The sequence below is a fragment of the Tatumella ptyseos ATCC 33301 genome, from assembly GCF_000735525.1.
Classification (GTDB): Bacteria; Pseudomonadota; Gammaproteobacteria; order Enterobacterales; family Enterobacteriaceae; genus Tatumella; species Tatumella ptyseos.
In genome coordinates this window covers 1-9,882 of the sequence record NZ_JMPR01000007.1, presented here as the reverse complement: position 1 = coordinate 9,882, position 9,882 = coordinate 1, and the positions used below count along the sequence as shown (strand labels likewise).

Below are 9,882 nucleotides of genomic sequence, written 5' to 3'. Positions count from 1 at the left end.
GCGGAGGTTGTATGGGCAGTTATCGTCATACTAAAGGTGTAATCACTGACAATGCTCTCCAGGCATTATTACATGACCCACTTTTTCGTGTCAGAACGGAGAAAAATAAAAAAGGGAAAGGCAGTTATCAGCGTAAAAACCGTAATAACCGGCAGGACAGCAGAGAGGGCAATGAAAACGTGAGATTTTCATTGCCCTCTTCTTTTTCATCCATAAAAAAAGCCGCTATATCGATAATATAGCGGCTTTCCATGATGATTTATGAATTACTGTTTTTCTTTCAGTAAATCACGAATTTCAGTTAATAGTGTTTCTTCAACGGACGGGCCTTTCGGTGCCGGAGCTTCTTTCTTATAAAGTTTGTTAATCAGCTTAATTACCAGGAAAATAGCAAAAGCGATGATAACAAAATCAAATACTGACTGGATGAATACACCATAGTCCATGACGACGGCAGGAGTGGTGCCATCCGCAGCTTTCAGTACCCATTTAAATTGCTTAAAATCAATCCCGCCAATCAATAAACCCAATGGTGGCATAATGATATTAGCAACCAAAGAAGAGACGATTTTACCAAACGCAGCACCGATAACGACACCGACTGCCAGGTCTACTACATTCCCACGCATCGCAAAATCGCGAAATTCTTTCATTAAACTCATGTTATCACCCGACTAAAGATTAAGTTAAACCTGATTCTAGTTAATAAGTCGTTTTTTTTCCACAAACACCACGAAACTGTTTTACTCTTTTTTACATTACAGAAAGCGGGAACTGTTCATCCCGTTGATCACCGGAACCATAGATCACAGCTGATTGCAGTTTTACAGGAAGAACGGACTCGGCTGGAATAGTTTTTCTACGTCTGAAATGAATTTCTTATCAGTCAGGAACATGATCACATGATCACCTTGCTCGATTCTGACACTATCATTCGCAATCATTACTTCTTCGCCTCGTACAATCGCACCAATTATCGTCCCCGGCGGCAGTTTAATTTCACTGACTGTACGTCCCACAACACGCGAGGTTGTTTCATCCCCATGAGCGATAGCTTCAATGGCTTCTGCAATCCCCCTGCGCAGTGAAGAAACACTGACAATATCAGCTTTGCGTACATGCCCAAGTAAAGCAGATATCGTTGCCTGCTGCGGAGAGATAGCAATATCAATCACACTACTTTGAACGAGATCGACATAGGCACGGCGTTGGATAAGTACCATGGCCTTTTTGGCACCCATTTTTTTCGCCAGCATAGCCGACATGATATTAGCTTCATCATCATTGGTGACGGCAATAAACAGGTCAATCTGGTCGATATGCTCTTCGGCCAGTAATTCCTGGTCCGAGGCATCTCCGTAAAACACGATAGTATCGTTGAGTAATTCGGCCAGCTCTGCAGCACGCTGAGGATTACGTTCAATCAGTTTCACGCTGTATTGTTTTTCAAGTTGCTGCGCCAGGCCAAAACCAATATTACCACCTCCTACCAGCATGATACGTTTATATGGCTTTTCAAGCCGCTGCATCTCGCTCATTACGGCGCGGATATGTTGATTTTCAGCAATGAAAAAAACCTCATCACCTGCTTCAACGATAGTCGACCCCTGCGGGCGAATAGGTTTATCCTGACGGAAAATAGCGGCGACCCGGCTTTCAATGTGCGGCATATGCTCACGCATAACAGATAACGGGTTACCGATGAGTGGGCCTCCGTAATAGGCCTTAACCACCCCAAGGCTGACTTTACCTCCGGCGAAGTTGACGACCTGTAAGGCGCCCGGATACTCGATCAGGCGATAGATGCTATCGATCACCAGTTGTTCAGGAGAGATCAAATGATCGATGGGGATCGCTTCCGGAGTAAATAACTTTTGGTTATCACGTAAATACTCTGCGGCACGGATCCGGGCGATCCGGTTAGGGGTATTAAATAATGAGTAAGCTATCTGGCAGGCAACCATATTGGTTTCATCAGAACTGGTGACAGCGACCAGCATATCGGCATCTTCAGCACCCGCTTCACGAAGCACCCGGGGGTGAGATGCCGGGCCATTGACTACCCGCAGATCGAACTTATCCTGTAAGTGGCGTAATCTGCCAGGATCGGTATCAACAACAGTGATATCGTTATTTTCCCCCACCAGGTTTTCTGCCAGTGTTCCACCGACTTGTCCGGCACCCAGGATAATAATTTTCATCGTCGTTTCACTCTTATGGGTTAGGCGTTCTTCAGTAATTTAGCATAGAAAAAACCGTCACCACCCAGTTCCTGAGGGAAGACCTGCAGGCCGTATTTCTCTCCGCCGGGTAATGCTTCTGCCTTCGCATCTTCATGGCGTTCAAGAAATGCGGCTATCTGCTTATGGTTCTCTTCCGGTAACACGGAGCAGGTTGCATACACCATTGTCCCGCCAGGTTTAAGGTATGGCCAGATAGCATCCAGTATTTCAGACTGCAAACGTACCAGCTCATCGATATCACTGTCACGACGCAGCCACTTAATATCCGGGTGGCGGCGGATAACACCGGTTGCCGAACAAGGCGCATCGAGCAGAATGCGATCAAACTGGCGCTCTGCACACCACAGTGCCGGAGTACGACCATCCCCCTGCCTGACTTCAGCATGCATCCCTAAACGGCCCAGGTTTTCTGTAACTCTGCTAAGGCGCTGGGCATCCACATCGACGGCCAGTACGTTGGCTTCGGGAGCAATTTCAAGAATATGTGTGGTTTTTCCGCCAGGTGCTGCACATAAGTCCAGAATATCTTCACCGTTTTCCGGAGTGAGATATTGTGCACAACGTTGTGCTGAAAGATCCTGAACCGTTACCCATCCGTCAGTAAAGCCCGGTAATTGTGTCACGCCGGCGGGTTTCTCCAGACGGATCGCATCCCCGGATAACATATCAGGTGTACCTGTCATCTCCTGCGCATTCAGTAGTTCAAGCCACTGATCACGGGTGTTATGTTGGCGATTGACCCTTAACCACATGGGAGGACGAAGATTATTTGCCTGAACAATCTGTTGCCATTGCTCAGGCCAGCTTACCTGCAAGCGTTTCAGCAGCCAGGAAGGATGCCACAGATTAACGCTTTGCCCTTCCAGTGACTCTGTCAGTTCTGTCTGGCGACGCTGGAACTGGCGTAAAACACCGTTTACCAGTCCTTTCAGACTCTGCTTTTTCAGTACGACAGCACCTTCCACGGTTTCTGCGAGGATCGCATGGGCAGGGATCCGTGTATAAAGCATCTGATAAATACCGACCATCAACAGATAGTGAATCGTTCGCTGCTTGCCGGTCATCGGCCGGTCCATCAGCTTACCGATTAACGCATCCAGCTGCGGTAAAGTACGTACGACGCCGAAACATAATTCCTGCAGTAATGCGCTGTCTTTATCGTTCAGGCTTTTTTGAGCGGCCGGGAGAATTGCGCTCAGCGACTGCCCTTTATCGACGACCTGTTCAATAAGACGGGCTGCCAGACTGCGCAGATTGGTAGTTTTTTTCATGGAATATCTTCAATTAGCCAGTATTGCCGGCAGAACATGGATAACCGGCTCAGGCCAGAACAGTGCCTGGCATAAACCACTCCTGGCGCGAGTTCAGTAGCTCTCTTGCCTGCATTGGTTTTTTGCCTGCAGGTTGCAGGATTTCCAGTTGCAGCACGCCGTCTGCGGTTGCCACCCGGATACCGTTCTTGTCTGTCTGAACAATCGTTCCGGGTTGCAGATCCTGATGCGGTAAGACCGATGCCTGCCAGACTTTTACCGGTTGTTCATCCAGCATAAAGTAGCTGACCGGCCACGGGTTGAATGCCCGGATACACCGTTCCAGCTGATCAGCGGACAGTGTCCAGTTCAGACGGGCTTCTTCTTTGCTGAGTTTTTTGGCATAGGTTGCCAGGGTATCATCCTGCTTCACCGCAACCGCGCGGCCCTCGGCCAGTTGCTGTAATGTGGTCAGCATCCCCTGCGGGCCCAGTTGCGCCAGGGTGTCATACAGAGAAGCACTGGTATCTGTTGAGCGGATAGGGCAGGTGAGTTTCACCAACATATCGCCAGTATCCAGCCCTGCATCCATCTGCATAATCGTAATGCCTGTCTCATCATCACCTGCCCATAATGCACGCTGGATAGGTGCAGCACCTCGCCAGCGTGGCAGAAGTGACCCATGGACATTAATACATCCCAGCCGGGGCAGGGTTAATACAGCTTCCGGTAGCAGGAGACCATAAGCTACCACCACCATGATATCGGCATTCAGATCCGCAACCAGCTGCTGATTTTCAGGGGCTTTAAGCGAGGCTGGCTGGAATACGGGAATGTGGTGCGATTCAGCCAGTGTTTTCACCGGACTTGCCACTAACTTTTTGCCCCGTCCGGCCGGACGGTCGGGCTGAGTGAATACACCGACCACCTGGTGCTCTGAAGCAAGCAGCGCGTCGAGATGACGCGCTGCAAAATCAGGTGTGCCGGCAAAAATAATTTTCAACGAGTCGGACACAATTATCCCTTTTCGGAGGTTCAGGACGCCCGGGTTGTCTGACGAGCGAGTTTTTCCAGTTTCTGACGAATACGCTGGCGTTTAAGCGGAGACAGGTAATCAACGAATAGTTTACCCATCAGATGATCCATCTCATGCTGGATACAAATAGCCAGCAGGCCATCAGTTTCGAGCTCATAGCTCTTACCTTCACGGTTCAGGGCACGTATTTTTACCCGCTCTGCCCGTGGTACCAGTGCACGTTGTTCAGGAATAGACAGACAGCCCTCTTCAATCCCGGTTTCACCACTGGATTCAAGGAGTTCAGGGTTAATCAGCACCAGTTTCTCATCACGGTTCTCAGAAACATCAATCACAATGATTCGCTGGTGAATATCGACCTGTGTTGCGGCCAGTCCGATACCTTCTTCTGCATACATTGTTTCGAACATATCATCGACAATGCGCTGAATATCGGCGTTGACTTCTTTTACTGGCGCAGCAACGGTACGCAGTCGCTCGTCAGGGAAATGTAATACCTGTAAAACTGACATAAATATCCGGATCTTTATTCGTAATATATAAGTTGACTACCTCATATTGTAGACGTTTCATTGTGCGATTGACAGTATTGCTGACGGGATAAAAGTGCCGGCACAGGGATCATCGTATGGACATTACTGAAATATGGTTACGTCTTGCGGCAGTAGAGGGAATAAAGGCGGAAGACCGCCGGAAAATGGCTGAAAAGTTAATGCAGCTATCGGGTACCCAGGCATCGTTATCCGACGTGCCTGGCCTCACCCAAAAACAGCGACAGCAGTTTCTGAGACTCAATGAAAAATCGCTGGTTCAGACGCAGAAATGGCTGGAAGGCGAAAATCATCATTTCCTGACGTTATCTGACCCCCGCTATCCACGCTTATTGACCGAAATTGCCGCCCGGCCACTTTGTCTCTTTGTTAAAGGTGATCCCGGAGCTCTTTCTACGGCTCAGATAGCCGTGGTCGGCAGCCGGCGGAGCACGCGCTATGGTGAACATTGGGGAGCATTTTTTTCAGAATCACTTTCATTGAGCGGGATGACCATTACCAGCGGTCTGGCTTTGGGGATCGACGGGGTTGCGCACCGGTCGGCGCTTTCCTGTCGCGGGAAAACTGTTGCGGTACTCGGTAGCGGTCTACTGAACCTTTATCCTGCCCGGCACCGGTCTCTCAGCCATGAGATTGTTGCGCAGGGAGGGGCGCTGGTGTCGGAGTTTCCGTTGATGGCACCGCCACTGCCGGGGCATTTTCCTCGTCGTAACCGTATCATCAGTGGTCTCAGTCTGGGTGTATTAGTTGTTGAAGCTGGGGTAAAAAGCGGGTCATTGATCACAGCACGTTATGCATTAGAGCAAAACCGCAATATTTACGCGCTCCCCGGCCCGTTGGGTAAACCCGAAACAGAAGGAACGCACTGGCTGATCAAAGAAGGAGCATTGCTGGTATCACACCCTAACGATCTGCTGGAGGATCTCCAGACGGGTTGTCATTCTTTGCGGTTTTCAGCATCTGAGGAAATAAATTCACCCGGGGAGGGCACTGTTCCATTGCCATTTGCTGATGTGTTGGCTAACGTAGAAGATGAGGTTACACCTGTTGACGTCGTCGCTGAACGTGCCGGCCAACCTGTGCCAGTTATCGCAGCTGCTTTGCTTGAGCTGGAGTTAGCAGGATGGATCGCAGCTGTACCCGGCGGCTATGTCCGTTTAAGGAGGGCATGCCATGTTCGACGTACTTATGTACTTGTTTGAGACCTATATTCATACTGAGACTGACACGCAGGTTGACCAGGAAAGGTTGACAGATGACCTGACGGATGCCGGTTTTGATCAGGAAGATATCAGTAACGCATTACAATGGCTGGAAAAACTTGCTGATTATCAGGAAGGACTGGTCGAGCCTATCCAGATGTCCGGTGATCCGCTCTCCATGCGTATTTACACCGCTGAAGAGTGTCAGAAACTGGATGCGGATTGCCGGGGGTTTTTATTGTTCCTGGAGCAGGTGCAGGTGCTGAATCTTGATACCCGTGAAATGGTTATTGAACGGGTGACCGCTCTCGACTCTCTGGAGTTTGCCCTGGATGATCTCAAGTGGGTCATCCTGATGGTGCTTTTTAATATCCCGGGCTGTGAAGATGCCTACCAGCAAATGGAAGAGTTACTTTTCGACGCTAATGACAGTATTCTGCATTGATATTTTCTTCGCTATAGCAAAATTATGAATAAAACAGCACTGTTTGCTGTCCGTCATCAGGATAACTGCCCCGAATGCGGGGCAGAACTGGTGATACGTTCAGGTAAACATGGTCCTTTTACCGGTTGTTCCCGATATCCGGAGTGCAATTATATCCGTCCGTTGGGACCGCGTAATGAAGGGCATCTTATTAAAATCCTCGAAGGGATACCTTGTCCTGAATGCGGCGCTGATAAAGCGTTGCGTCAGGGGCGGTATGGGATGTTTATCGCGTGCAGCCGTTATCCTGAGTGTTCACACAGTGAAACTATCGACCAGCCGGATGATACGGGTATTACCTGCCCTGAGTGTCAGCAGGGGCATTTGGTCCAGCGACGTTCACGATATGGTAAGTATTTCCATGCCTGCAGCCGCTATCCTGAATGCCAGTTTGTGGTGAACGCCCGCCCTGTGGCGGGAGAGTGCCTGTACTGCCACTTCCCGTTATTAGCTGAAAAGAAAACCGCAAAAGGTCTGAGGCTTATCTGCGCCAGTAAGCTTTGTGGTAAGCCCGTTCCTGAAAAGACTGAAGAGAAATAATACCTATCATGTATAACCCGTTATCATCAGATTCTCTGCATGTTTGTGTTGAGTCATTGAAAAAAAATGCCGTTATTGCGTATCCGACGGAAGCTGTGTTCGGGTTAGGATGTGACCCTGACAGTGAAGAGGCTATTATGGCTCTGCTGAAGATTAAGGCGCGTCCAGTGGAAAAAGGATTGATTCTGATCGCGGCTAATTATCAGCAACTGCTGCCTTATATCAGTGATGAGCAACTGACGGATGAACAAAGAGAGCGGATGTTCTCACACTGGCCCGGGCCGGTGACTTTTGTGGTACCTTCCCGTGCTCCCCGATGGTTGAGAGGTCAATTTGATTCTCTGGCCATCCGCGTCAGTAATCATCCGGATGTTCAGCAATTGTGCCTGGCATACGGGAAGCCGTTAGTCTCTACCAGCGCGAACTTTTCCGGTCAGGAACCTTGCCGGAATGTGCAGGAAATCACGGCGCAGTTTGGTAATGATTTTCCTGTTCTGCAGGGAGTAACCGGCGGACGCCAGAATCCGTCAGAGATCCGTAATGTCATTACCGGTGAACTCATTCGTCAGGGGTAGATAATGGAACAATTCGTCGTTTTTGGTCATCCGATCACTCACAGCAAGTCGCCTTTTATCCATCAGCTGTTTGCCCGTCAGACAGGGATAGAACACACTTATGGTCGGATATGTGCGCCTGTGGATCAGTTTGTCCCGACGGCTCGTGAGTTTTTCAATGCCGGTGGCCGGGGAGCCAATGTCACGCTGCCCTTTAAACAGGAAGCCTGCGCCATGGCTGACGAGTTAACCGATCGCGCCGCGTTATCAAAAGCGGTTAATACTCTCAGGAAAGAGCCGGACGGCAGACTCCTCGGAGATAACACTGACGGAATTGGTTTGCTCAGTGATCTGCAAAGACAAGAGATGATCACACCCGACTCGCATATATTGCTGGTGGGTGCTGGCGGGGCGGCCCGCGGGGTGATCCTGCCGTTACTGGATTACGGATGCCGGATAACCCTCACTAACCGTACTTTATCCAGAGCGGAAACGCTGGTGGAAACCTACCGGCATGCAGGAACCATCCTTGCCAGTGAACATAATAAGTTACTGCAGGAATACGATCTCATTATTAATGCAACCTCCAGTGGCGTCAGCGGGGAGGTCCCACAGCTTCCTGCAGATATCTTCACTCCCGATACCCGTTGTTACGATATGTTTTATCAGCAGGGCCAGACTCCTTTCCTGGCGATGGCAGCGCAGCACGGGGCGACGTCTCTTTCGGACGGTGTCGGTATGCTGGTATCTCAGGCCGCGCATGCATTCAAATTATGGCACGGGGTGATGCCGGACGTCGGACCGGTGATTACTGCGGTGAAACAGGCGCTGCAGGCATGAATCAGGCATTACAGTTCCCGGATCGCGAAGAATGGAATGCAGAACGGCAGGCCGTGTGTTTCCCGGCCTTGCATCATGGCATGCAACTCTGGTGTGCAATCACAGCAATGGAGTTATCTCAGCGATACGGGGAAGGGCAGGCGCTGGAACTTTTCCGGCAATACCGCTGGGATCTTGAAGAAGAAGCCGAAGTACTGATTGCTTCCGGTCAGGACGATGCCGATGGCTGGTTCTGGATCTGTTCCGATAAACAGACGTCTTTCCATTTAACGTAATTGGCAGCAGAGTAAAGCAGACTCTGTTCTTCGTCGCCAGTCAGGCGACGGATTTGCCGGACCGGACTGCCCAGATACAGGTACCCGCTGACCAGCCGTTTACCCGGAGGCACCAGACTTCCGGCTCCAATAATGACATTCTCTTCTATATAAGCATTATCCAGAATAATACTCCCCATTCCGACCAGCACCCGATCTCTGATCGTACATCCGTGCAGCATCGCTTTGTGCCCCACAGTGACATCATCACCAATCACTAAAGGGTAGCCCTGAGGATTTGCGGGTGAGCGGTGAGTCACATGGAGCACGGATCCATCCTGGATATTACTTCTGACGCCAATGGTTATCCGGTTCACATCTCCCCTGGCAACGACCAGAGGCCAGAGACTGGAATCATCACCGATAAGAACATCACCAATGACGATACAGGACGGGTCCAGCATGACTCGCTGTCCCGGAGTCGGAGTATTTCCCTGGAAAGGGCGAAGTACATTTATAGACATACAGAAACGCTCCTCTGAAAGACAAGTTACCAATTATAGGGCTGGTGGATAGAGATCTGGCGTGCCGGGCTTATTTGTACAATAGATAAGGGATTATATTTGCATTATTTATGCCTGTGGCCGGGATAAACGTGGCAATTTAAGCCAGAGAAACGGCAAATGAGGACCCTGGTGGGTGATTAAAATAGCCCTGTTGATGAATAAAACCACGCATTCCGCTGGTTTGTTGCCCGTTAAGCATGAAATATCACCACTCAGCAATTTATTTGAAATAAACCCTTGTCAGAAAAAATTATCTCCCTATAATGCGCTCCCACTGACACGGCAAAGCGCGATACGCAGCGACGTGACAGGGACTGAAGCGATTCGGTCCGGGAGAAAAAATCACGAAATAGTGGTTGATT

14 protein-coding genes are annotated in these 9,882 nt (G+C 49.8%); 8 read left to right on the top strand and 6 right to left on the bottom strand.

Going from position 1 to position 9,882, the window contains the following annotated elements; genetic code table 11:
- Positions 1-11: 11 nt before the first annotated feature.
- Entirely contained in the window at positions 12-242 is a 231-nt protein-coding gene (locus tag GTPT_RS16865) for an alternative ribosome-rescue factor A (protein WP_071780149.1), read from the top strand.
- A 24-nt stretch (positions 243-266) separates the two neighbouring features.
- Here GTPT_RS16865 and mscL read toward each other — a convergent pair whose 3' ends face one another.
- From mscL to def, 5 genes are all read right to left on the bottom strand, one after another.
- Positions 267-662 (bottom strand): large-conductance mechanosensitive channel protein MscL, encoded by a 396-nt coding sequence (mscL, locus tag GTPT_RS01710; protein WP_025902026.1) that lies wholly within the window; start codon positions 660-662, stop codon positions 267-269.
- Positions 663-824: 162 nt separating this feature from the next.
- On the bottom strand, positions 825-2,201 hold the full coding sequence (gene trkA, locus GTPT_RS01705; RefSeq protein ID WP_025902025.1) for a Trk system potassium transporter TrkA: 1,377 nt from the start codon (positions 2,199-2,201) through the stop codon (positions 825-827).
- Between the two features lie 20 nt (positions 2,202-2,221).
- Complete coding sequence (gene rsmB, locus GTPT_RS01700; protein ID WP_025902024.1) at positions 2,222-3,514, bottom strand: 16S rRNA (cytosine(967)-C(5))-methyltransferase RsmB; 1,293 nt, start codon at positions 3,512-3,514, stop codon at positions 2,222-2,224.
- A gap of 49 nt (positions 3,515-3,563) precedes the next feature.
- Positions 3,564-4,508: a methionyl-tRNA formyltransferase gene (gene fmt / locus GTPT_RS01695; RefSeq protein ID WP_029991438.1), complete on the bottom strand. Its 945-nt coding sequence runs from the start codon at positions 4,506-4,508 to the stop codon at positions 3,564-3,566.
- Positions 4,509-4,528: 20 nt separating this feature from the next.
- On the bottom strand, positions 4,529-5,041 hold the full coding sequence (gene def / locus GTPT_RS01690; protein ID WP_025902022.1) for a peptide deformylase: 513 nt from the start codon (positions 5,039-5,041) through the stop codon (positions 4,529-4,531).
- A gap of 116 nt (positions 5,042-5,157) precedes the next feature.
- Between def and dprA the strand changes: the two genes are divergently transcribed.
- Genes dprA through GTPT_RS01660 form a run of 6 tightly spaced genes read left to right on the top strand, consistent with a single transcriptional unit; the run spans position 5,158 to position 8,975 of the window.
- The gene (gene dprA, locus GTPT_RS01685) at positions 5,158-6,282 is read left to right on the top strand and encodes a DNA-protecting protein DprA (protein WP_029991440.1); all 1,125 of its coding nucleotides are present in this window, start codon (positions 5,158-5,160) and stop codon (positions 6,280-6,282) included.
- Complete coding sequence (gene smg, locus GTPT_RS01680) at positions 6,254-6,727, top strand: DUF494 family protein Smg (RefSeq protein ID WP_025902020.1); 474 nt, start codon at positions 6,254-6,256, stop codon at positions 6,725-6,727. The genes dprA and smg overlap by 29 nt, the downstream gene beginning before the upstream one ends.
- A 24-nt stretch (positions 6,728-6,751) precedes the next feature.
- The gene (locus GTPT_RS01675; protein WP_025902019.1) at positions 6,752-7,306 is read left to right on the top strand and encodes a DNA topoisomerase family protein; all 555 of its coding nucleotides are present in this window, start codon (positions 6,752-6,754) and stop codon (positions 7,304-7,306) included.
- An 8-nt stretch (positions 7,307-7,314) separates the two neighbouring features.
- Positions 7,315-7,881 carry an L-threonylcarbamoyladenylate synthase type 1 TsaC gene (gene tsaC, locus GTPT_RS01670; RefSeq protein ID WP_025902018.1) on the top strand — a complete coding sequence of 189 codons (567 nt, stop codon included), beginning with the start codon at positions 7,315-7,317 and terminating at the stop codon, positions 7,879-7,881.
- Between the two features lie 3 nt (positions 7,882-7,884).
- Positions 7,885-8,700: a shikimate dehydrogenase gene (gene aroE / locus GTPT_RS01665; protein WP_029991441.1), complete on the top strand. Its 816-nt coding sequence runs from the start codon at positions 7,885-7,887 to the stop codon at positions 8,698-8,700.
- Positions 8,697-8,975, top strand: a complete 279-nt coding sequence (locus tag GTPT_RS01660; protein WP_025902016.1) for a DUF1488 family protein — start codon at positions 8,697-8,699, stop codon at positions 8,973-8,975. The genes aroE and GTPT_RS01660 overlap by 4 nt, the downstream gene beginning before the upstream one ends.
- Here the strand turns inward: GTPT_RS01660 and GTPT_RS01655 are convergent.
- A complete protein-coding gene (locus tag GTPT_RS01655; RefSeq protein ID WP_025902015.1) occupies positions 8,909-9,478 on the bottom strand; it encodes a gamma carbonic anhydrase family protein in 570 nt (189 codons plus the stop codon). The genes GTPT_RS01660 and GTPT_RS01655 overlap by 67 nt on opposite strands.
- 175 nt (positions 9,479-9,653) lie before the next feature.
- Here GTPT_RS01655 and GTPT_RS17715 point away from each other — a divergent pair.
- Positions 9,654-9,882: hypothetical protein (locus GTPT_RS17715; RefSeq protein ID WP_211255093.1), on the top strand; the 229-nt coding region annotated here is incomplete at its 3' end.

Bases quoted from the DNA above. Each gene is read 5' to 3' on its own strand.
- GTPT_RS16865 (WP_071780149.1), top strand. From the start codon at position 12: ATGGGCAGTTATCGTCATACTAAAGGTGTAATCACTGACAATGCTCTC.
- mscL (WP_025902026.1), bottom strand. From the start codon at position 662: ATGAGTTTAATGAAAGAATTTCGCGATTTTGCGATGCGTGGGAATGTA.
- trkA (WP_025902025.1), bottom strand. From the start codon at position 2,201: ATGAAAATTATTATCCTGGGTGCCGGACAAGTCGGTGGAACACTGGCA.
- rsmB (WP_025902024.1), bottom strand. From the start codon at position 3,514: ATGAAAAAAACTACCAATCTGCGCAGTCTGGCAGCCCGTCTTATTGAA.
- def (WP_025902022.1), bottom strand. From the start codon at position 5,041: ATGTCAGTTTTACAGGTATTACATTTCCCTGACGAGCGACTGCGTACC.
- dprA (WP_029991440.1), top strand. From the start codon at position 5,158: ATGGACATTACTGAAATATGGTTACGTCTTGCGGCAGTAGAGGGAATA.
- smg (WP_025902020.1), top strand. From the start codon at position 6,254: ATGTTCGACGTACTTATGTACTTGTTTGAGACCTATATTCATACTGAG.
- GTPT_RS01675 (WP_025902019.1), top strand. From the start codon at position 6,752: ATGAATAAAACAGCACTGTTTGCTGTCCGTCATCAGGATAACTGCCCC.
- tsaC (WP_025902018.1), top strand. From the start codon at position 7,315: ATGTATAACCCGTTATCATCAGATTCTCTGCATGTTTGTGTTGAGTCA.
- aroE (WP_029991441.1), top strand. From the start codon at position 7,885: ATGGAACAATTCGTCGTTTTTGGTCATCCGATCACTCACAGCAAGTCG.
- GTPT_RS01660 (WP_025902016.1), top strand. From the start codon at position 8,697: ATGAATCAGGCATTACAGTTCCCGGATCGCGAAGAATGGAATGCAGAA.
- GTPT_RS01655 (WP_025902015.1), bottom strand. From the start codon at position 9,478: ATGTCTATAAATGTACTTCGCCCTTTCCAGGGAAATACTCCGACTCCG.